Source organism: Streptomyces sp. NPDC019890, assembly GCF_044903445.1.
In the GTDB taxonomy this organism is placed as follows: domain Bacteria; phylum Actinomycetota; class Actinomycetes; order Streptomycetales; family Streptomycetaceae; genus Streptomyces.
The window spans coordinates 121289-142254 of record NZ_JBJDQK010000010.1; the positions used below are offsets into that span (position 1 = coordinate 121289).

A 20966-nucleotide genomic window follows, 5' to 3' on the forward strand; every position below is an offset into this window, starting at 1 on the left:
GTCTGAGCATTCACCAACCTGATCGTCCCCGAGTCATCCACGATGACCATCGCGTCCGGGGCCGCCTCCAGCAACCCCCTAAACCGATCCTCGGCGGCTTTGCGGTCGCTGACGTCACGTACGGCCGCGGAGACGAGCAGACCGTCGGCAGTCTCCAGGGGACTGAGACTGATCTCAACCGGGAACTCCGTACCGTCCTTGCGCACCCCATGCAGTTCCAGCCCCGCCCCCATCGGCCGCACCTGCCGGTTGGCCGCGTACCCATCACGATGCAGGGTGTGGTGGGCACGGAAACGGTCAGGCACCAGCATCTCCACCGGATGACCGAGAAGTTCTTCGCGCCGGTACCCGAACAACGCCTCGGTCTGAGCATTCACCAACCTGATCGTCCCCGAGTCATCCACGATGACCATCGCGTCCGGGGCCGCCTCCAGCAACCCCCTAAACCGATCCTCGGCTGACCCCGGCCCGCGCTTGCGCGCTGCTATGCAATCCGGGCATTGCGCCAGGGCGGCCGCTTGGGCGCCGCCGGATGGCTGTGCTGCTCTGATCATCTCGCCCATGTCCGCCCCAACTGGCTATTGGTTGGAATGATTTAGGACATCTCAGCGCACGTGCGCCACTCTCGCGTGGACAAGTTTCTTACTGGCTCCGAAACGCTCGAACCTGCTCGCTCCCGGTGACGAAGTCTGACCGGCACGATGGGTTAGGGATCCTCTTCCGGGACCGGACCGGAGTGCCCGGGCGGGCTCTGCCTGCACGTTGCGGCACGTGGAAGATCGTCCACGAACGACACAGACGCTGGTCGATGATCCGCCGGATGGAACCTGGCGGTGAGGCGCTCGAAAACCAGTGGAGCAGCGCCGCTGTGCGCCATTACCGTGCTGCCGAATCAAGTCGTCTAGTCAAGGACGTGCCGTTGTACACCCTGTGAGACCTCCCGAGCGCTGATTTGTCGCGCGTCGCGCATGTGCGCCGCGCTCCTTTCTGCTGCGGACTTCTCACTGAAACCGGTGTACTTCTGTGCTCAACAACTGGGTGGTCGTGCCCACCTGCCTGCCGCTCGTTCGCCGCCGTTGCCACGCGTGCGCGTCCGAGCGCTTCCGGGCAAGCGGTAAATTTCGCGTCAACGCAAACCACAAGCTCATCGACGCCTGGCTCCTCGCGCTCTGTACCGCTTGCGGGGAAACTGCAAAGCTCACGGTCCTGGAGCGGATGAATGTGCGCTCCGTACGACCTGAGCTGCTGGACCGGCTGCATGACAACGACTCTGGCCTGACGGCTGAGCTGCTCCAGGATCCGGTCGTGCGGCGCCGTAATCGCATCGCCCTCGACTGGGACAACGCCTGGCGCCTCGACACCGGCGGATCGGATCACCTGGACCGCGAGGTGATCGACGTCTCGGTCCGCTTTGCGGCGCGGATCCCTGTCCGGCCGGTGCGACTGATCGCTGAAGGGTGCGGTCTTTCGCGGGCCGAGGTCGAGAGACTGATCACGGAGGGGAAACTCGTTTCGGCAGTCCGGCTGAGCGGCAAGCTCTCCGGCGACTTCACCTTCACGCTCAAGCGCTGAGCCCTCCTCGGGACCAGGGGCCTGTCCGGCATGATCCGCCGGTCAGGCCCTACGCGTGTGGCGGGCCGCCCGCCTCGCAGGCGCGCAGGACATCCTCCAGCGGGGGCACGCCGGCCGCCGGCCCGGTGCACAGCTGGGCGAGGCGTTCGGTGAGCCGTCGTACCGCGGGGTCGGGAGAGCGCTGCAGGCCCTTCCAGATCTTCGTGCGTCCCGGGGACAGCAGATCCTCGCGGGTGAAGAGGAGGTTCTCACCGGCTCGTCCGATGTCCCAGAGACCGGGGTCGGCGGCGAGCGCGCGCATCGAGAGCAGGATCACCAGAGCCGAGAAGGAGTCCGCGTCGGGACCCCAGTGGCTGATGTCCCGGTGTGGATGCTGGTAGTTGCGGTGGCCGAACTCCGCGGGCGGCAGATGCGCGGCGAACGGCACCCAGACCGCGTCCAGGTCGACCAGGACGAGACGCAGATCGTCGTCGACGAGCACATTGCCGTGCTGGAGGTCGCCGTGGCAGATCCGCGAGGAGGCCAGCTGCGCCAGCGCGATCCGCCAGTTGCCGGCGAGGTGGCACAAGGCCGCCGGGTCGTCCCGGACGGAGGCCACGGCTTCGTCCAGGAGTCTGCCCTCGACCCAGGGCATGAGGACGACGGGCCACCAGCGGTCCGACAGTCTGATGCCGTGCTCGACCCACTCGGCCTCGACCAGCGGGCTGCCGTGGTCGACGGGCTTGGCGTGCCGGTGGGCGACCAGTGCGCGGTACCGTTCGCCGCCGGAGGCGGGCTCGCGGGACATGCAGCGGATCGCGATGCGTTCTCCGTCGCGGGTGCGGGCCGCGAAGACGATGGCGTTACGGCCGGTGGAGGTCAGCGGCATGCCACTGGCGCTGAGCTGGATCTCGCAGTCGGCCAGCCGCGGGTGGCTGAAGACGGTGGCCGGCCTTCGCACCGCCGAGGCGTACTGCTGCTTGGCCGGCCAGGGCGTCGGGGCCGTCATTCCTTGCCCCGGTACACCACGCGGCCGGGGAACACCTGATCGTCGACCCGCAGCCAGAGCCGCAGGCAGGTCAGCGTGTCACCCGGTCGTCCGCCGGCGCCGAGCCGGACGTCGTCGCCCTGGGTGTGGCCGCGCGCCTCCCGGTAGGGCCGGGCGGGCAGTACGGCTTCCACGTTCAGGCCCGTCGCCCGCATCTCACGGCACAGATCGAGTGCTACGCCATGAGACTCCTCCGCCAGACGGTGCCACCAGCTGCCGGGGGCACCGGGAGGCAGGTGCGTCACGGAACAGACGGCCTCGTCCGCGGAGACACCGGCACGCAGGCGCTCGGAGCCGCCTTGGGCGGAGCGTTCCATCAGTTCCAGCCGCCGGCTCAGCTCCCCACGGTAGGCATGGCGCACCTCGTCCGTCACGAGCTGCGAGGATCCCCCCGTCCACAGCCGGTCGAGCAGATGGCACAGGGCTTCGTCGTACTCGCCCAGCGCGAGCACCAGCTCGGCGAGGTCGCGCAGCTCCACGGAGCTCTCGCGAGCGGTACGTATACCGGGCCGGCCGTCCGCGGAGGGCGGCAACAGCTCCTCGTCGGCCCAGCCGCGCAGGGTCCGCCACGGGCCCTCGCCCGGCCGGTCCGCCTCGGCCGCCCGGCGCCGCCACGGCGTCGCGTAGCGCTCGGGCAGTCTGAGCAGCGTGAGGTGGAACCAGCGGCGGATCCGGTCCTCGTCGGCCTTCGGGCCGTCGGCGTCAGGATCGTCGCCGGGGAGTGCGGCTCCCGCCGCGAAGTCCTCGACCTGGGCGGACATGGCCAGTTCCCGGGCCACGGCGGTGATGCCGGTGACCGGTGCGGGCGGTGGCTGCGACGGCATGGGCGGAAGCGTGGAAGCGGTGAGCGCGGAGGCGGCGGCGGACATCCCGGACGGCACCTGACGGGCTGTGCGCGCCGGGAACTTGAGATCCGGCAGCCGGTCGAGTTCGGTGAGCAGGGCCGCGCATGCGGCAGCTCCCTCGTCGGCGGGCGCGGCGGCGAGGGCGGCACGCAGGATGCCGCGCAGTCCGTCGAGTCCCGCGGCGGCCACCGAGGCGATCAACGACCCCTCGGTCCGTAGCAGTTGATCCCACGGGCCGCTCGCCTCGGCGTCCGGCTGCGGCGCGGTCACTGCAGGCCCGCGAAGGGATCGTCTTGTTCGTCCCGGTCCTTGTCCTGGACCGTCATCAGATGCCGGAGCACCCGCCCAGGCTCGCGTTCGACCTGTACCAGGTCATGTGCCTGCCAGTACGGGATTTCCGCGACGTGGACGCGAAGCGCTCCGTCGGCGTCGAGCGAGGCGACGAAGAGCGCACGTGAGCCGGGGGCGGTCTGGGGCCGCGCGAGCCGGCCGAGGGTGATCGTCTGTACGGAGTCCTTCTTGCGGGAGACGACCCCGAACTCCCACTCCCCCGATCCCGGGGGATCGGGAAGATGGCCGCTCACCATCGCACGGCGGACGGGTGCGTCGGCGGCGTCGGACTCGTGGAACGTCTCGGTGAATTCGCTGCCGGCGCTGAAGACCTCCGTCCCCTCACCGGCTTGCGCGGACCCGGCGATGGTGTAGTTGACGTATATCGAGAGCGGAAGGCGCTCGGGCCGATCGCCGCGGCCCAGCAGCCCCGCCTTGTGCATCCGCTGCCACACATTGACGGACGGGCCCTGTGAGCCGACCGTGAAGTGCGGTTCGCCGTGGGAGAAGTAGGCGAACACCTCCAGGTCGACGGTGATCTCGTAGCGGACCCTGATCCGTCCCGGCCACACGCGCGCGTCGAGGACCGCGTCCGGCGGGCCCCCGGGAAGCGGACGTCCCGGCTCGGGGCACTTGAACTGGCCCCAGGTGATGTTCTCCGCGCCTTCCCTGACCCGGACGATCCGCACGGCGTCCTGGAGCTCCGTGGTCTCCTGCATGCGTACGGCAAGGACCGGCGGCTGCCCATGGGTGTGGGTCAGATGGTGCAGCACATCGTTCGCGTGGAACAGTGAGAGGTCGCCGGTCCCGTGCGCCAGCGCCAGTTCGAAGCGGCACGGCAGCGAGAAGAACAGGTTCTCGACATCGATCTGGACGACTGTGCGCCCCTCGTTCAGCGCCTGGACAGCTCCCGGGGCCGTGAACGCGGCCTGGCGTACATGCTCGGCCCAGGCGGCTCCGATCGAGGTCGCCGTCTTGGCGTACTCCCGTTCCACCTCGATGTTCGCCGGATCCCAGTCAAGTTTCCGACCCCGCCCCAGTCGGCTCACCAGCACATCGCGCACCAGCGGCATCGCGCTGGTCTTCCCGGTGAGCACCACCCGGTCCAGCGGTTCGTCCTTCAGCAGCCGTCCTCGCAGCATCCCGTCCGCGAGGTCGGCGACATTCCTCAGATGCGGCTCGACGAGCTCCCGGAATCCGGCCGCGTCCAGTTCGAACGCGATGGATTCGCCGGGGCGTGGCCCGGCGCCGGTGGGCCCCCAGCCGAGGCTGTCCAGCAGACCGGAGAGCTCCTGCTCGCCGAAGCGCATCGGCGACGGCTCGGTCCCCGCCGGGAGCGCCGAGCCACCCAAGTGGATCTTCGTCTGGTCGGCGAGCTTCCACAGTTGCTCGAACGTCCAGCGGCGTTGGTCCTGTTCGCTGGCGGCCGCGTTCTTCCAGCGGGTCGGCACCGCGGCCTCCGCCAGTCGCCGGGCCGTGGCCTGCAGTTCCGGCTGCTGGGCGCGGGCATGGGCCGCCAGCCGTCCCGGTATGTAGTGGCCCGCCTCGTCGAGGTGGCCGGCCTTGGCGGCCTGCAGCTCCGAACGGAAGCGCTCGGGGTGCAGCGCGATCAGGCGGTCCGCGAGTTCGGACTTCAGCCAGTGGAAGACCGTGAGGGTGAGCAGATCGCCGCCGAGCCTGGTGTGGCCGCTCGACCCGCGGATGGTCGGGGTGAGCGTGTAGTGCCGGCCCAGTCGGTCCGCGTCGGAGCGGGCGAGCACGTCGAGCGGTGTGGTGTCCCGCAGGGACAGGGTCAGCAGCGCCATGTCGCAGGTGCCGCCGCCGACGTCCAGGGCGAGGATGTTCTGCGTCCAGGTCGCCCCCTGTCCGGCGGGGCGGGAGCGGGCGCGGAATGCCTCGACTCCGATGTTGAGGTCGCCGCCGAAGTCCCTCATCACAAAGAACATGACGGCCGCGATGGCCTCGTCGAAGTGCATGGACACGCGGCCCACGCCCAGCCCGTCGGACACGAGCGACTTGAGCCTGCGCCGGACGTCCGGGGTGGCGACGGTCGGATAGGTCAGCACCACGTCGTTGAGTCTTCCGGAGCCGAGCCGGCCGTGGGCCTGCCCGGCGATGTAGCGGTTGGCCCGTTCGATCAGAAAGGCCAGCGCGGACTGGATCAGGGCGTCCGAGGTGAGGGGCGGACGACCGGGCAGTTCGTCGATCGTCCGCGGATTGCCCAGCCGTAACTTCAGTCCGCGGAAGGTTGCGAGGGGTGCCTTCGGCGCGATGCCGGACAACGTCGTCGCCGAGCCCGGAAGCCGCTCCGGTTCGCCCAGGCGCACGGTGAGCGGGTTCGTCGCCAGCACCTCGAGACGACTGGACACATCTGCCGTGCCGTCGCCGAGTTCGACGGGGAACAGCCGCATCTGCTCCAGCGGCGGCTCGGCGAAGGCCGCGTCGTAACAACGGTGCAGACGCAGCGCCAGTTCGGTACGGAGCAGATTGGAGCAGTCCGGGAGCCGCTGCTCCAGGAGCAGGCACAGCCGGAACAGGCCCTGGGCACCGGTCTCCGAGCGGATGCGGTCGGCGAGCCCCGCCGGCTCCGGTGTGCCGCCGCCTTCCATCCCGGCGGCGGCGAGAGCCAGTACGGACTCCCACTCGCCGACGACGATGTCCGGGTACGGCTCGCCCAGTACCTGGGCCAGCAGCCCCGCGCGCAGGCGCTCCACCTGCGCCGGTGAGAAGGGCTGCTTGACGTGGATCAAGGCGTCGTACAGCGTCACGGTCGAGTTCGACGTTCCGTAGTCGATCGCGGCATGCCCGAGGTACTCGCCGTCCTCGGACTCGGCGGGCTCGGGGCGCTGGTGAGGCTGCCATGCCGGGGGCTGCGGCACATCTGTCGCGCTCCGCGCGGCGGGGCCGCTCGGCGGCACCGCCTCGGGCGCCGCGAACGACACCGCGGTTTCCGCAGTTGCCCGATAGGGGATGCCCCTGATCTCACGGCCGGTCAGCCGGTCGATGTGGAAGTACTCCACCTCGCACACGAGCCGGACCCACGCCCGGCCGTCGGTGCTCACAAAGCCCGGATGGGCGACCGGCGGCGCCTGTACGTCGAGCGTCCGGTCGAGTCGGCGCCCGCTGGGGTCGACGCTCCCCCATGCGGCTGCCAGGCGGGCGCCCCAATCCTCGGCCGACGCCCCGCTTGCCGGAGGCAGACCGTCCGCCCGGCAGGTGAACCGCTCCACCCAGATGGGGGCGGCGCCGGGCTCGCCCAGGTACAGCCGCACGGCGGGCAGCCGGTACTGCCCTTGGGCGTCGGGCCGCAGGCTCGTGACGCCCTGGCCGTTACCGCCGACGAATCCGAGATCGAGTGTCATGGCATTCCTCCCCCGTGGAACACGTCCCCGTACTGTGCGCTGTCCGGGTCGACGGCGGCGCCGAACGGCGATCCGGCCGGACCGGAGTCCCATGCGCCGCGTTGCCATGAGTAGACGGATACGTCGGCGAGCAGCCGCAGTTGCTCCATGAACTGCGCCGATCCCGGCTCCCCGGAGGTGCCGCCCGCGACGGCGGTGACCAGGGCCTGGGCCAACTGCCCCGCACGCAGCTCGGCGATGAAGGAGTCCGTCTCGTCCCTGAGCCGCTTCGACACGGTGCGCTGAGTTGCCGCCAGCCTGGTCAGCGACCGGTGGAGCACCATCGCCGTCAGGTCCCGCCGATGACGCGCTATCGCGGTCTGGTGCCGGGCCGCCGAGTCCGCGCTGGAGCCGAACGGGCTGTCGGGGTGCCAGGGAAGCAGGTGGCCCATCCGCAGCGGGAAGCGGTCCCGCAGTTCGTCCTCGTCCCCTCCGGTGCCCGGGGCCGACGCGTCATGGAGGACCTTCTCCGCCTCGTCCCGCAGCCACTGGAAGGACGTCGCACGCGACAACCGGCGAACGAGCGCTGGTCCGTCGGGGCCGGAGCGCAGCTGCTCGAAGGCCTCAGGGGTGATCACCGTGCCCAGCTCGCGCGCCACCTGGACCACGCGCTGCTGATGGGCGAGGAGCCATGCCTCCACCGCCGCCAGCAGTCGCCCGGCGTTGCGGGATTCGATCTCCCGGCACGAGTCACGGAAGTCCGCGAAGAGTTCATCCGTGCGCAGCGGCGCGGGGCGGTCGCTCAGCAGATACCGGGGGTCCACATGCTCTTCGTGCACGGCGTCGAGCAACCGGCCCCAGGACGGCCAGGCGTAGACCTTCTCCGCCGCGTCCCGCTCCACCTCTTCAAGAAGGGTCGCGCCCGGTGTGGTGCCCTCCCACTGCCGGTGCAGGCGCCGTGCGTCGAGAAGTTCCGTACCGGCCGTGTCCCGCACCGTCGACCACACGGAGATCAGCCCCGTGAGCCGTCGGCGTACCTCGGTCTCGGCGCGGTGGTCCGCACGGCCCTGGCCTCCGGACGCCTCCAGTGCGGCATGCAGCTCCTTGAGCGCCTGCGCCGCGTTGGTGCGCCGGTCGGCGAACTGGCCCATCCGCAGGGCCACTCCGTGTTCTGTCACATGGTCGAACAGGCAGCGGCGCAGCCGCGCCAGACCGCCGTCGTCCGCGAAGGCCGTGAGCATCCGGCCGAGACCGCTGCCCACGTCGTCGGTCTCCAGCCGCGTGCCGGCCGCCAGCCATAACGCGGCCGACTGATCGGCAAGTGGCAGCTGGGTTTCCAGGTGGCGCGCGTCCCAGAAGTCCTTGCCGACCCTTTCGCGCCAGCCGCCGACGCTCAGCGCCCGCATCGCGGAGGTGAGGACGATCCGGTCGTCGCGTCCCCGCGCCACCAGGCGCCCCGCGCCGGCGAGCAGGTCCCGCAGCGCCGGGGTCCCGTCGAGGAACCGGTCCCGGGTCAGCGGCTGGCCGTCGTACACCAGATAGGGCCCCAGTGTCGCCTCGCTCACCCGCAGTTCGTGGAAGCGACTGATCACCGCGAGCACGGAGTTCTCCATCGCGTCGGGCCGCTGCGCGGCCTGCCACATGCGCATGATGCGCTCCGGCGTGTCCGTGGCGCCGCCCGTGGTCTTGAGCAGGATCAGCAGCGTGTGCACCGAGCGCAGCTCCGCCCCGCAGACGTACTGGTCCCGTACGGCACTGAAGGCGTTGTTCAGCCCGGGGAAGTCGAGAAGAAGCAGCTCCCCGCCGGGGAAGTCGTTCAAGTCCCATACGGACGGGGCTACCTGGACTTCCCGGACGACCCTGCGGACGAGCGGCAGGGTCGCCCTGAGCAGTTCGGCGGTGATCCCGTTGCCCACGGTGCGGGGGTCCAGCGCCCGGTATTCGGCAGGACCGGGCAGGACGACCGCCGACCGGGCCAGCGTCTCGTTGAGCTCCGCCGTGAAGCCGAGCAGCGGGCGGCCGAGCGCACGAGCCCGGTTCAACGCCTCGTCCATCAGGTCGAGTTCGCCGAGCACTCCCGCCATCGCTTTGGCCAGGTCTCCGCTGAGGTGCGCATCGCGGAAGTGAACCAGCTCCCGGCAGTCGGGTTCCTGGAACTCCACCTGCCGAAGCTGCGCTGCCGTCCGCGGGTCCAGGCCGCCCTCCTGGGCCTTGTCGGCAATGGCGTCGCGCAGGTGCCGAAGATAGGCGAGCGCCTGCGGCTCGGTGAAGTACTCGACGCGTACAGCCGATTCGGAGGATGCGCGGACCTCCGGCCCCGCCGCCTTGGCGTGGATGACTGTGACATTGCCGGTGACCGCTTCGTCGCCGACCGGGAGCAGCTCGGGCAGGCCGAGGAGCAGTCCCAGCAGCAGCGACTTTCCGGCGCTCAGCTCACCGGCCAGCCCGATGCCGAACGGGGACCGCGCGCTCTCCGCGGCCTGCCGCAGCGCTTCGAGGGCCCGTCGATGGGCGCTTCGTACGGCCGGGTCGCTGCCGGCCCCGACCGGTTGATGACGTATGAGCAGTTCGATCAGGTCTGACGCGTCCAACGCGCACCGTGCCAGCTCCCCCAAGGACACGCCGAACCTCCCGCCCCCCGCCGGCCGCTCCCACGGCCGGCGCACGATCCGCCCCCGAGTGGTGGGGGCACCTACCGTAGAGCTCTGGAATGCCCGAAGAGAACCGGATGAGAAAAGAATCTTCGCCTTTGTAAGGATCAAGAACTTCCTCCGCATTTCTTCACCATGTCCCCGCGACGAAGCCGGGCGGCCGTGCACCATGAGTGCATGGCACCGCCTGATGCCCAACCACCCGAAGAGCCGCGGCAGGAGCCGCCGTACTGGCCCTGGCCCGGCGAGCAGGTTCCGTATCGGCGCGCCGAACACCCCACCGTGGACGCGCACTTCACGGAGGACTCCCCGCCACCGCGCGGGCCCCGGCGCCGCTGGCTGCCTGTCGGGGCGGTGCTGGTCGCGGTCGCGGGCATCACCACAGCTGCCCTGCTGTTCACCCAGAGTGGCCAACCCGGCCCCGACGACAGCGCCGGCGTCAGCGCAGGCATCCTCGATGAGCCGGGCGACGACATCACACCGACGACCAGCGAACCCCAGGAGACGACCAGCGAGCCCTATGAGCCGATCGATCCCCCGGATTCGTCGTCCCCGGAAGAACCTTCACCCACTGAGGACGACGAACCCTCACCCACGGAGACGCAGGAGGTGTACGTCGACGACCTGTCCGTGGGGGACTGCGTCGACTCGGCGTCGAGCACCAATTTCTACGTGATCGTCCCGTGCGACGGTGAACACGAGCGGCAGACACTCGACTTGGCGACCCTTGAGGACCGTGCGGAGTATCCGGGCGAGGACGTGGTCGCAGAAGAGGCGGACGGCCTGTGCTGGGACGCCTACTACCTGGCCTCCCGGGACTGGCCTGCCGAGGACGAAGAGCTGCTCACCTACGGCAAGGTGACGCCCGGCAGATCCACCTGGGCGAACGGGGACCGCACGGTCATCTGCCTCCTGAAGACCATCGACGGGAGCGCGCTCCAGGAGGACTGGCTCGGCCGCAGCGGCTGAGAGCTGCCGCTCAACTCCCGGCGGGTGAGCGGAACCGGTCCGGGATGACGGCCAACCGCACTCCCAACACGATCCCCGTGCTCCCCGCGTCCGGCACATCACGCTGCCGGTCGAGCGCACCGACACCGGTCAGGATGCCCACCGCGCGGCCGGTCCGCGCGGCGATCACCGCGGACCCCGACGATCCGGGCGGCGGTGCCGGACCCAGCATGGTGACCAACCCGGGCTCCTGCGACTCCTGGACGGTGAGATCGAGCGACGCCTGTACGGTCGACACGGCTCCCCCGACGAGCCACCCCACCAGCGTTGCCCTGTCGCCCGGTTCGGGCATGTCCCACTGCGGCTTCGCCACCCAGGGCCAGCCGGCGGACGAGTGGAACACCGCGATGTCGTGCTCGGTGCTCAGATGGGCGAGCGAGAGTTCCAGGGTCCCGCCGTCGGGCAACTTGACGCGGTACGCGCCCAGTTCGTGCGTGACATGGGCGGGCGCGGCCCAGACGCCCTTGCCGATCTGGAGCGCATTCGCAGTGCTGTGGAACGGGCCGTTCTCCGGTCCGCTCAGGAAGGGACGGACGGCACGCGACACGGCCCGGGCGCGCATCGGGGCGAGGACATCGGTGCGGAGCACATTGGCGCCGGACAGCACCGCGATCACCGCCGCCGCGGGCGACACCCAGGTATCCAGACCCATCACGGGTGCCAGACCGGCGAACACACCGGCGGTGACAAGTATCAGCGGGGCCGCCCCGCCCTTGAGATCCGCTGCCATTCGCCGCGCCGCGCTCAGCCTCATGACCATTCCCCCCGGACTGGACCGTGTCTCCCAGGCTAGGCCGTCATGTCCGTGCTCAACCAGATCGCCGAAGGGTGTGCCATTGGTACTGTCGAGCGAGGAGATACCGCACCAGAAGGAGGCCAACGGACCATGGCGGTGGACGCGCTCGACACCCGGATCCTACGGCTGCTGATTGAGCAGCCTCGCACCAGCGTGCGCGAGTACGCCCGGATCCTGGGCATCGCCCGCGGCACCGTGCAGGCCAGGATCGACCGGCTGGAGCGGGATGGCGTGATCACCGGCACGGGGCCCTGTCTCTCGCCCGCCGCGCTGGGCCATCCGGTGCTGGCCTTCGTCCACATCGAGGTCACCCAGGGGCATCTGGACGAGGTCGGCGATGCGCTCGCCGCCGTACCGGAGATCATCGAGGCCTTCTCGATCACCGGCGGCGGGGATCTGCTGACCCGGGTCGCGGCCCGGGACAACGGACACCTCGAGGACGTCATCCAGCAGCTGATCCAGCTGCCCGGCGTGGTGCGTACGCGTACGGAGATGGCGCTGCGCGAACGGGTGCCGCACCGGCTGCTGCCGCTGGTGGAGTCGGTGGGCCGGTCGGCGGGCACGTCTCGCTGAACGCGGCGGCCGCCGAGCGGCACCGGGGGCGGACGTCGCCCGCTCCTTGGCATGCTGAGCGTATGAGCAATGCGCGCACCCTTTCGGTCATCTTCGATCTCGACGGCACACTCGTGGACAGCGAGCCGAACTACTACGAGGCGGGCCGCAGGCTGCTGGCCCAGCACGGCGTGACCGGCTTCAGCTGGGAGAACCACACCCGGTTCATCGGCATCGGGACGCGGGAGACCCTGGAGGTGCTGCGCGAGGAGTACGGGATCGAGGCGCCTGTCGACGAACTGCTGGCCGGGAAGAACCGCCACTACCTGGAGCTGGCGCGCGCCTCGACGGACGTCTTCCCCGAGATGCGGAAGTTCGTGGAGCTGCTGCACTCCGAGGGTGTGCCGATGGCGGTGGCCTCCGGCTCCTCCCGCGACGCCATCGAGGCGGTTCTGGCGGGCACCCGTCTGGACGCGTTCATCTCCACCGTCGTCTCCGCCGAGGAGGTCGCGCACGGGAAGCCGGAGCCCGATGTCTTCCTGGAGGCCGCGCGCCGACTGGGCGCCGCTCCCGCCGACTGCGTGGTGCTGGAGGACGCGCCGCCCGGGGCGGCGGCAGCGCACGCCGCCGGTATGCGCTGCATCGCCGTGCCGTATGTCCCGGCCACGGCCGCTGATCCCGCGTTCCTGACGGCGGGGCTGCTCTTCGCCGGCGGGCAGCAAGAGTTCACGGCGCGAGCCGCCTTCGACTGGCTTACCCCGTCCACTCCGTCCTCCTGATGCGGCCGTAGCCTGTCGGCCACCGGTCCGGTCTGTTCGGGAGGGGCTCATGGGTTCTGCCGCCGTACTCGTCGCCAATCGCGGGGAGGTCGCCGTACGCGTACTGCGAGCCGCCGCCGAGGCCGGAATGCGCACCGCTGCCGTGTACGCGGAGGACGACGTCGCATCGCCTCATGTCCGACTGGCCGACGAGGCACTGCCGCTGCCCGGATCGGGGCCCACCGCCTATCTGGACGGCGACGCGATGCTGGCCGCGGCGCGGCGGGCGCGGTGCGCGCTGCTGCATCCCGGCTACGGGTTCCTCAGCGAGGACGCCGGCTTCGCGGCGCGCTGCGCCGGGGCCGGAATCGGCTTCGTGGGTCCCTCGCCCGAGGTGCTGGGGCTGTTCGGCGACAAGGCGCGGGCCCGGGAGCTGGCCGAGCAGGTCGGCGTACCCGTACTCGCCGGGACGCGAGGGGCGACCGGCCTGGACGAGGCCCGGGCGTTCCTCGCGGGGCTCGGGCCGGGCGGGGCGGTGATGGTGAAGGCCGTCGGCGGTGGCGGCGGGCGCGGCATGCGGGCGGTGCGCGCGGCCGCCGAACTGGCACCGGCGTGGGAACGCTGCCGGTCGGAGGCCCAGCAGTCCTTCGAGCGGGGCGAGTTGTATGTCGAGCGGTTGCTGGAGGGCGCGCGCCACATCGAAGTGCAGATCCTCGGTGACACCACCGGAGCGGTGACCCATCTGTGGGAGCGGGACTGCAGCGCCCAGCGACGCCACCAGAAGCTGATCGAGATCGCCCCGGCGCCCGCGCTGCCCGAACGGTTGCGGACCCGGCTGCTCGACGCGGCGCTGCGGATGGCGCGCAAGGCCGGTGTCACCGGGCTGACGACCTTCGAATTCCTTCTCGCGGGTGAGGAGTTCCACTTCATCGAGGCCAACCCGCGGCTCCAGGTGGAGCACACCGTCACCGAGGAGGTGACGGGCGTCGACCTGGTCTCGGCACAACTGCGCCTGGCGCAGGGCGACACGCTCGCTTCGCTGGGGCTCGGGGAGCCACCGCCGCCCCGCGGATTCGCCGTGCAGGCGCGGGTGTACGCCGAGGAGCCCGGGACACTGACCCGCTTCGAGGTGCCGACGGGCCCCGGCGTACGGGTGGACACGGCGACGCGCACCGGACTGACGACGGGCACCCGGTACGACCCGCTGCTCGCGAAGGTGATCGCGCGGGTCCCGGCGGGAGCGGGTTTCACGGCGGCGTGCGAGCGGACGACGCGGGCGCTCGGTGAGTTCGCCGTGGAGGGCGTACGGACCGGGATTCCGTTGCTCCGGGCGGTGCTTGGCCATCCGGACTTCGCAGCGGGCGGCACGGACACCGGCTTCGTCGAACAGCGTCTCGCCGACGTACAGAGCGCCGCGGACGCCGGCGTGCACACCATCGCAGACGCCGACGCGTCCACGGTGACCGCGCCGATGAGCGGCACCGTCGTCAGCGTCACGGTCGCCGCCGGGGACGCGGTGCGCGCCGGGCAGCAACTGCTGGTCCTCGAAGCGATGAAGATGGAGCACGTCATCGCGGCGGGCGCGGCCGGGACCATAAGGGCTGTACGGGCAGGGGTCGGCGACACGGCGGCCGAGGGACAGCCCCTGGTACTGCTCGCCCCCGCCGGGAGCGAGCCCGCCGAGGGCGGGTCGATCGAGGCAGTCGTCGACCTCGACGCCGTACGGCCGGATCTCGCCGAGGCGCTGCACCGCCAGGCGATCGGCCTCGACGAGAACCGGCCCGACGCGGTCGCCAAGCGCCGTCGCACCGGCCGCCGTACGGCCCGCGAGAACATCGACGCACTGTGCGACCCCGGCAGCTTCACGGAGTTCGGGGCGCTCGCCATCGCCGCACAGCGCCGCCGCCGCTCCCTGGAGGACCTGATCGTCTCGACGCCGGCAGACGGCATGGTCACCGGAACCGGAACGGTCGACGGAACGCCGTGCGTGGCGATGTCGTACGACTACACGGTGCTCGCGGGCACCCAGGGGCACCAGAACCACCGCAAGACCGACCGGATGCTGCAGCTCGCCGAGCGGCGACGGCTTCCGGTGGTGCTGTTCGCGGAGGGCGGCGGCGGGCGGCCCGGCGACACCGACACCACGGCGGTCGCGGGCCTCGATCTCATGACGTTTCACCAGATGGGACGGCTCAGTGGTCTGGTGCCGCTGGTGGGCATCGCCTCCGGTCGCTGTTTCGCGGGCAATGCCGCACTACTGGGCTGCTGCGATGTGGTGATCGCGACGCCGGAGGCGACGATCGGCATGGGCGGCCCGGCGATGATCGAGGGCGGCGGCCTCGGGGTGCACCGGCCCGAGGAGGTCGGCCCGCTCTCGGTGCAGGTGCCGAACGGCGTGGTGGACATCGCGGTCGCCGACGAGCCGGAGGCGGTGCGGGTGGCACGCCAGTACCTCTCGTACTTCCAAGGCACGCACAGGAGTTGGGACTCCCCCGACCCGCGCCGGCTGCGCCACGCCGTCCCCGAGAACCGACGTCGTGCCTACGACATCCGGGCCGCCGTCGACGCGCTCGCGGACACCGGTTCGGTGCTGGAGCTGCGCCGCGGTTTCGGGACGGGCATCGTCACCGCGCTCGTCCGCATCGAGGGCCGGCCGATGGGCCTGATCGCCAACAACCCCGGCCATCTGGGCGGCGCGATCGACAGCGACGCCGCCGACAAGGCCGCCCGCTTCCTCCAGCTGTGCGACGCCCATGGTCTTCCGGTCGTCTCACTCTGTGACACACCCGGTTTCATGGTGGGCCCGGATGCCGAAAAGACCGCGACCGTACGTCACTTCTCCCGGCTCTTCGTGACGGGCGCCCATCTCGCCGTGCCGCTGGTCTGTCTCATCCTGCGGAAGGCGTACGGACTGGGCGCGATGGCCATGATGGGCGGTTCGACCCGGGCGCCGCTGGCCACCGCGGCCTGGCCGAGCGGTGAGCTCGGCGGCATGGGCCTGGAGGGCGCGGTCCGGCTCGGCTACCGCAGCGAACTCGCCGCGATCGAGGACCCCGGGGAGCGGCAGCGGGCCTTCGAGGCACGCGTCGCCGAGCTGTACGAACACGGCAAGGCGGTCAACGCGGCGGCCGCGCTGGAGATCGACGCGGTGATCGACCCGGCGGACTCTCGGCGCTGGATCCTGGCGGCGCTGGACGGCTGGTCGCCACAGCAGGACGGGACGACGCGCCGGCCGTATGTCGACACCTGGTAGCCCCGAGACCTGACGGGCGAGGGCGGCGCCCCGCCGGGGAACGTCAGCCGACCCAGCCGCTGGTGAGGCCGAGCACCGCCGATCCGTCCAGGTCGCTCAGCTTGGTGCCGGTGAAGCCGCGGGCCCAGTCGGACGTCTGGATACGGAACGCGGGCCGGTCCGCCGTAAGCGCCTCCAGTACGGACTCGGCGGCCTCGGCCGGGGTCTGCGCGCCGCTGAGGAACTGCGAGACGGTGCGGTCCAGGTAGGCCTGCAGCGCATCCGCGTACGGTCCTGCGGCCGCGACCTCGGCCTCCAGGTCGACACCTATATTGCTGACGAACTCGGTGGCCACGGCGCCGGGTTCGACGACGGAGACGGTCACACCCACCTTGGCCGCCACCGGCGCCAGGCTCTCCATATAGCCCTCGACGGCGAACTTCGCGGCGCAGTAGGCCTCGTTGAACGGCTGCCCGACGACACCACCGACACTGGTGACGGTGATCAGCCGGCCACCGGAGGCGCGCAGATGGGGCAGCGCGGCCTTGGAGACATGAAGCACCCCGAAGAAGTTGACCTCCATGACCTGGCGCACATCGGCCACAGTCTCGTTCTCGAGCGTGCCGAGGTGTCCGGCGCCCGCGTTGTTGATCACGGCGTCGAGACGGCCGTGGTCACTGATCACACCGTCGATCGCGGCGGCGATTGAAGCCGGGTCGGTGACGTCGAGCTGCCGGATGTCGAGCTCGACCCCCGCGTCCGCGGCCGCCTTGCGCAGCGCGTCGGCGCGGCTGGTGTCGCGCAGGGTCGCCACGGTCCGCCAGCCGGCCTTCGCCGCGCCGACGGCGGCGGCCAGGCCGATGCCCGAGGAGGTGCCGGTGATCAGAACAACCTTGGAAGACATGATCCGCCCTTCGTCGATCACACCGAGATTTTCAGTGCGTGTACACACACCATAACCATTCTGTGCGTGCACACGCAATAGGTAGGATCGGGTCCATGGCAAAAAGGAAGCTCACCCAGGCCGAGATGCCGGTGGCCGACCACGCCTTCTACGGGCTGGTGTGGGCCGGAACCGTCCTCACAGAACGCGTGGACCGCGCCCTGAGCAAGGCCCACGATCTGCCCGTCTCCTGGTTCGAGGTCATGCTCTGGCTCGCCTCCAGCCCCGATCCGGTCCCCGCCTCCGTGCTCGGCAACAGCACCATGCTCAGCCGCAGCCAGGTGTCCCGTGTCGTCGACGCCCTCCAGAGCCGCGGACTGGTCACCCGCACCCCGTCCCCACGCGATGCGCGCTCCGTCGAGGTGGCACTCACGCCGGCGGGCCACCGGCTGTTCGAGGAGGCCGACGCCACGCGCCGCGCCTGTCTGGCGCCGGTCTTCACCGATCTGCTCGATGCGGAGGATCTCGAAGCGCTCAGCAAGGTGTGGCACAAGCTCAAGGCCAACAAGGAGGAGAGGGCCGCCAAGGACGGCTGACGGAGCAGCCGGGGCCGGCCCGGCCAGACCGTGTACCAGATCGCTGAATCATCTTTCCGCCGGGCGCCGTTGACTGGCAGACCGAACTCGCCCGACCAACGGCAGGTCAGTATGATCACTCCTCCGACACACGGACGCGTGTGCGGATCGTCGATGACCATCAGTCACGGACTCGCCTGCTGATGGCCGGTCCTTGACGGTGCGGTGTCGCTGCGCCGGGGGGCGCGGCTGGGGGAGGGACAAGGGCGATGGACGTCGGGGACGGCGGGCAGGCGTACGCGGGAGTACCGATCCGTGCGGTGGGACAGGGACGCTATGTCCTGAAGGCTCCGCTCGGCGAGGGCGGCATGGCATCCGTGCACCGCGCCCATGACTCGGTGCTGGGCCGCACCGTCGCGGTGAAGACCCTGCATTCCGAACTGGCCCGTGATCCGTCCTTCCGCGAGCGGTTCCGCCGCGAGGCCCAGGCGGTCGCCGGTCTCAGTCACGCCAATATCGTGGCGGTCCACGACAGTGGCGAGGACGCGGGTGAAGCCGGCGTCGTGCAGTACATCGTCATGGAGTACGTGTCGGGCCGCTCGCTGCGCGACCTGATCCGGGACAGTGCGGCCGCGGACGGTGCGATCCCGCTGAGCACGGCACTGGCAATGACCGCTGCCGTCCTGGACGCGCTGGCCTGCAGCCACCAACGCGGGCTGATTCACCGGGACATCAAGCCCGCCAACGTGATGGTGACCGACGACGGCACCGTCAAAGTGATGGACTTCGGCATTGCCCGCGCGCTGCAGTCCGACGCCACCTCGATGACCCGGACGGGCACGGTACTGGGCACACCGCAGTACCTCTCGCCCGAGCAGGCGCTGGGAAAGCCCGCCGACGCCCGGTCGGACCTCTACTCGGTCGGCTGCATGCTCTTCGAACTGGCCACCGGCACGCTGCCGTTCGACGGCGAGTCCACGATGAGCGTGCTCTACCAGCATGTGCAGCAGCCCGCGCCGATCCCGTCCTCGATCAACGAGTCACTGCCCCCGGCCGTGGACGCGGTCGTGGCCCGCGCCCTGAGCAAGGACCCCGAGCAGCGGTACCCGAGCGCCCAGGCCATGGCGGACGACATACGCAAGATCGCGGCCGGTGAGACACCCACTCGGCAGTTGCCCCCGCAGGTGTCCCCCACGCTCACGGCCGACACCATCTCTGTGACCTTCGGCCGGCACGGTCCGGCCGTTGTCCGCCTGTCACCGTGGACGAACGGCCTTCGGGCGTCCCACATCTGGGCGATCGTAGGCGTGGTGGTGGCTATGGCGCTCGCGGCCGTGTACGGCGTGCAGTACCTGGTTTCGAGTACGTCTTACACCCCGGATCCCCGGGCCACCGGAGCGTTCATTCTCTGCGACCCGATCACTTCCTGGGACAGCGAGTTCACACCCCCCAGCTTCACCGGTATGTCACCGGCGGAGGCGAAGACGTGTGCCGAGATCGCCGGGCTGAAGCTTGAGCAGAAGACCACCACGGGAAAGAAGTACGACAAGGACACCGTGGTGAAGCAGGAGCCGAGCACCGGGTCGGTCGAGTCCGGCAGCACGGTCACCGTCTGGGTATCGACGGGCGGTGATCCCCGGGCCAAGGGCGACCTCGCCGACTGCGAGGTGGAGGAGACCCACGGCAAGATCTCCAACCCGACGTTCACCGGCAGGAGCGCGGCCAAGGCACGCGTCTGCGCGGACATCGCCCATCTGAAGCTGAAGGAAGCCGGGACCATCCAGGACAAGCGCACGCCTGCCGGACAGGTCGCGAAGCAGGAACCCGGATGGGAACAGATACCGGCGGGCAGCACGGTCAAGATCTGGATCTCGAGCGGCGGAGATCCCCGCGCCACGGGAAAGCTGGCCAACTGCGATACGTACGCAACCAGCGACGAGCCCTACCCGCCGTCCCTCGAGCACATGACCATCGCCGACGCACGCGCTTGCGCGAAGATCGCGCATGTGAAGCTGGAAGAGCACAGCGTCCCGGACGAGCTGTGGCCGGCGGGAGAAGTCGTCGAACAGGAACCGCAGGGCGGTACCCGCATCGATCCGGGCAGCACCGTCAAGGTCTGGATCTCATCGGGCAAGTCCTGAACCGCGTCGCGGACAACTCCGGTTCGTCGGGGCTCGCCCGATGCAGACCTGCGGGGCCAGGCCCTCGGGGGACTCGCTCTCGCCGGTACGGCAGCCCCCGTCGGAAGGCCCGCTTCCGAACCGGCTGACCGGCGCACGTGGTGCCGTTACGCTCGGGCGGGACGGTGTGCGGCGGTACACGGGCGGACACGGCGAAAGGCGCGTACGCGCGGTCGGCGGATGTGCGCGGGAGTCGGGGGCCGAGGATGAGTCTGGTGGAGCGCAAGCAGCCGTACTTCCACGTGCTGTCGGAACAGGCGCGCGAGGAACTCACTGCCCTCGGCGTGGAACGGCGGTATCGCGCACAGGAGATCGTGCTGCGGGAGAACGAGTACGGCACGGCCGTGTATGTCCTCCTCGAAGGCTGGGCAATCGTCTCGACCGCCACCGAGCGTGCCTCCTCCCGGCTGATCCTCGCCCTGCGTGGGCCCGGTGAGCTCGTCGGGGAGATGGCCATGCTCGACGGCTCGACCCGCAGCGCCACCATCGGCGCGCTCGGGCCCCTGCGCGCCCTGACCGTCTCCGAGGACCGCTTCCGCAGGTTCGTCATGCGCAATCCGCAAGCGAACGGGCTGGTCATGGCGCAGCTCGCGGCCCGGCTGAGGAATGCGGATGCCGAACGCCGCTCCCTGTCGTCGCTCACCGTTCTCCAGCGTCTCGCCGACCGCCTGCTCGAACTGGCCGAACTGGAAAGGGCCGTTCCGCAGGGGCTGGGCGCGGCAGCGGCCTCGAGGATGACGGGCGAGCACGACACGGGAGCCGTTCTGGTCGACCTGGCGCAGCACGATCTCGCGGACGCGCTCGGCGCGACGCGGGAGGCGGTCGCGAAGGCGCTGCGCCTGCTGCGCGAGGCCGACGTTGTTCGTACCAGAACGCGCAGGATCGAGCTCGCCGATCGAAAGGTGCTCGAACTGCTCGCCGCCGGCGGCAGCGTAGACCTTCAGAGCCGTACGTCCTGACGGCCTCCCGCCGGTTCCGCTTCCTGGTCCGGCGCGGTTCTCCGGTGACGGTTCCGAGCTGTCCTGGGCATGCCTCCGGCAATCTCATATGTCCTTCCGGCCCACTGCCGCGCCCTTCTTGAAGTCTTGAACACCGCTGTGACGAGCAGAGCTGCCCATCGTCAACCCCTACGAGGGGGCGTGCAGTGGTGAACCGAGTCGTGCAGTAGGACCTAGAGGGCGTGAGCGTTTCCCGGATCGATGCAACTGCCTCCACC

The 20966-nt window shown here is 70.3% G+C and carries 15 protein-coding genes and 1 pseudogene; 9 read left to right on the top strand and 7 right to left on the bottom strand.

Features of this window, described 5'->3' with window-relative positions:
- A partial coding sequence (locus ACI2LP_RS25675; RefSeq protein ID WP_404727015.1) for a PAS domain-containing protein occupies positions 1 to 413 on the bottom strand: 413 nt, incomplete at its 3' end.
- A 296-nt stretch (positions 414 to 709) separates the two neighbouring features.
- Here ACI2LP_RS25675 and ACI2LP_RS25680 point away from each other — a divergent pair.
- A pseudogene (locus ACI2LP_RS25680) lies at positions 710 to 808 on the top strand (IS5/IS1182 family transposase); the annotation flags it as partial.
- A 215-nt stretch (positions 809 to 1023) separates the two neighbouring features.
- Positions 1024 to 1572 carry a DUF1062 domain-containing protein gene (locus ACI2LP_RS25685; RefSeq protein ID WP_404726855.1) on the top strand — a complete coding sequence of 183 codons (549 nt, stop codon included), beginning with the start codon at positions 1024 to 1026 and terminating at the stop codon, positions 1570 to 1572.
- A gap of 49 nt (positions 1573 to 1621) precedes the next feature.
- Here ACI2LP_RS25685 and ACI2LP_RS25690 read toward each other — a convergent pair whose 3' ends face one another.
- Genes ACI2LP_RS25690 through ACI2LP_RS25705 form a run of 4 tightly spaced genes read right to left on the bottom strand, consistent with a single transcriptional unit; the run spans position 1622 to position 9706 of the window.
- On the bottom strand, positions 1622 to 2560 hold the full coding sequence (locus tag ACI2LP_RS25690) for a hypothetical protein (protein ID WP_404726856.1): 939 nt from the start codon (positions 2558 to 2560) through the stop codon (positions 1622 to 1624).
- Positions 2557 to 3714: a hypothetical protein gene (locus ACI2LP_RS25695; RefSeq protein WP_404726857.1), complete on the bottom strand. Its 1158-nt coding sequence runs from the start codon at positions 3712 to 3714 to the stop codon at positions 2557 to 2559. Before ACI2LP_RS25695 ends, ACI2LP_RS25690 begins: the two co-directional genes overlap by 4 nt.
- On the bottom strand, positions 3711 to 7136 hold the full coding sequence (locus ACI2LP_RS25700; RefSeq protein WP_404726858.1) for a hypothetical protein: 3426 nt from the start codon (positions 7134 to 7136) through the stop codon (positions 3711 to 3713). The genes ACI2LP_RS25695 and ACI2LP_RS25700 overlap by 4 nt, the downstream gene beginning before the upstream one ends.
- Positions 7133 to 9706 (bottom strand): hypothetical protein, encoded by a 2574-nt coding sequence (locus tag ACI2LP_RS25705; protein ID WP_404726859.1) that lies wholly within the window; start codon positions 9704 to 9706, stop codon positions 7133 to 7135. Before ACI2LP_RS25705 ends, ACI2LP_RS25700 begins: the two co-directional genes overlap by 4 nt.
- Positions 9707 to 9943: 237 nt before the next feature.
- Here ACI2LP_RS25705 and ACI2LP_RS25710 point away from each other — a divergent pair, with 237 nt between their 5' ends.
- Complete coding sequence (locus ACI2LP_RS25710; protein WP_404726860.1) at positions 9944 to 10735, top strand: septum formation family protein; 792 nt, start codon at positions 9944 to 9946, stop codon at positions 10733 to 10735.
- Between the two features lie 10 nt (positions 10736 to 10745).
- Here ACI2LP_RS25710 and ACI2LP_RS25715 read toward each other — a convergent pair whose 3' ends face one another.
- Positions 10746 to 11528 carry a trypsin-like peptidase domain-containing protein gene (locus ACI2LP_RS25715; RefSeq protein WP_404726861.1) on the bottom strand — a complete coding sequence of 261 codons (783 nt, stop codon included), beginning with the start codon at positions 11526 to 11528 and terminating at the stop codon, positions 10746 to 10748.
- A 132-nt stretch (positions 11529 to 11660) separates the two neighbouring features.
- Here ACI2LP_RS25715 and ACI2LP_RS25720 point away from each other — a divergent pair, with 132 nt between their 5' ends.
- The 3 genes from ACI2LP_RS25720 to ACI2LP_RS25730 all read left to right on the top strand — a co-directional run bounded on the left by ACI2LP_RS25720 (position 11661) and on the right by ACI2LP_RS25730 (position 16133).
- The gene (locus ACI2LP_RS25720) at positions 11661 to 12143 is read left to right on the top strand and encodes an Lrp/AsnC family transcriptional regulator (protein ID WP_404726862.1); all 483 of its coding nucleotides are present in this window, start codon (positions 11661 to 11663) and stop codon (positions 12141 to 12143) included.
- Positions 12144 to 12205: 62 nt separating this feature from the next.
- Positions 12206 to 12901, top strand: a complete 696-nt coding sequence (locus ACI2LP_RS25725; protein WP_404726863.1) for an HAD family hydrolase — start codon at positions 12206 to 12208, stop codon at positions 12899 to 12901.
- A gap of 49 nt (positions 12902 to 12950) precedes the next feature.
- Positions 12951 to 16133, top strand: a complete 3183-nt coding sequence (locus ACI2LP_RS25730; protein WP_404726864.1) for a carboxyl transferase domain-containing protein — start codon at positions 12951 to 12953, stop codon at positions 16131 to 16133.
- A 43-nt stretch (positions 16134 to 16176) separates the two neighbouring features.
- Here the strand turns inward: ACI2LP_RS25730 and ACI2LP_RS25735 are convergent, their stop codons facing one another.
- Positions 16177 to 17016 carry an SDR family NAD(P)-dependent oxidoreductase gene (locus ACI2LP_RS25735; protein WP_404726865.1) on the bottom strand — a complete coding sequence of 280 codons (840 nt, stop codon included), beginning with the start codon at positions 17014 to 17016 and terminating at the stop codon, positions 16177 to 16179.
- Positions 17017 to 17111: 95 nt separating this feature from the next.
- Here ACI2LP_RS25735 and ACI2LP_RS25740 point away from each other — a divergent pair, with 95 nt between their 5' ends.
- The 3 genes from ACI2LP_RS25740 (at position 17112) to ACI2LP_RS25750 (ending at position 20709) form a co-directional block, all read left to right on the top strand.
- Entirely contained in the window at positions 17112 to 17591 is a 480-nt protein-coding gene (locus ACI2LP_RS25740; protein ID WP_404726866.1) for a MarR family winged helix-turn-helix transcriptional regulator, read from the top strand.
- A 248-nt stretch (positions 17592 to 17839) separates the two neighbouring features.
- The gene (locus tag ACI2LP_RS25745; protein ID WP_404726867.1) at positions 17840 to 19711 is read left to right on the top strand and encodes a protein kinase; all 1872 of its coding nucleotides are present in this window, start codon (positions 17840 to 17842) and stop codon (positions 19709 to 19711) included.
- Between the two features lie 245 nt (positions 19712 to 19956).
- On the top strand, positions 19957 to 20709 hold the full coding sequence (locus ACI2LP_RS25750) for a Crp/Fnr family transcriptional regulator (protein WP_404726868.1): 753 nt from the start codon (positions 19957 to 19959) through the stop codon (positions 20707 to 20709).
- Positions 20710 to 20966: the final 257 nt, after the last annotated feature.

Bases quoted from the DNA above. Each gene is read 5' to 3' on its own strand.
- ACI2LP_RS25690 (WP_404726856.1), bottom strand. From the start codon at position 2,560: ATGACGGCCCCGACGCCCTGGCCGGCCAAGCAGCAGTACGCCTCGGCG.
- ACI2LP_RS25700 (WP_404726858.1), bottom strand. From the start codon at position 7,136: ATGACACTCGATCTCGGATTCGTCGGCGGTAACGGCCAGGGCGTCACG.
- ACI2LP_RS25710 (WP_404726860.1), top strand. From the start codon at position 9,944: ATGGCACCGCCTGATGCCCAACCACCCGAAGAGCCGCGGCAGGAGCCG.
- ACI2LP_RS25715 (WP_404726861.1), bottom strand. From the start codon at position 11,528: ATGAGGCTGAGCGCGGCGCGGCGAATGGCAGCGGATCTCAAGGGCGGG.
- ACI2LP_RS25720 (WP_404726862.1), top strand. From the start codon at position 11,661: ATGGCGGTGGACGCGCTCGACACCCGGATCCTACGGCTGCTGATTGAG.
- ACI2LP_RS25725 (WP_404726863.1), top strand. From the start codon at position 12,206: ATGAGCAATGCGCGCACCCTTTCGGTCATCTTCGATCTCGACGGCACA.
- ACI2LP_RS25730 (WP_404726864.1), top strand. From the start codon at position 12,951: ATGGGTTCTGCCGCCGTACTCGTCGCCAATCGCGGGGAGGTCGCCGTA.
- ACI2LP_RS25735 (WP_404726865.1), bottom strand. From the start codon at position 17,016: ATGTCTTCCAAGGTTGTTCTGATCACCGGCACCTCCTCGGGCATCGGC.
- ACI2LP_RS25740 (WP_404726866.1), top strand. From the start codon at position 17,112: ATGGCAAAAAGGAAGCTCACCCAGGCCGAGATGCCGGTGGCCGACCAC.
- ACI2LP_RS25745 (WP_404726867.1), top strand. From the start codon at position 17,840: ATGGACGTCGGGGACGGCGGGCAGGCGTACGCGGGAGTACCGATCCGT.
- ACI2LP_RS25750 (WP_404726868.1), top strand. From the start codon at position 19,957: ATGAGTCTGGTGGAGCGCAAGCAGCCGTACTTCCACGTGCTGTCGGAA.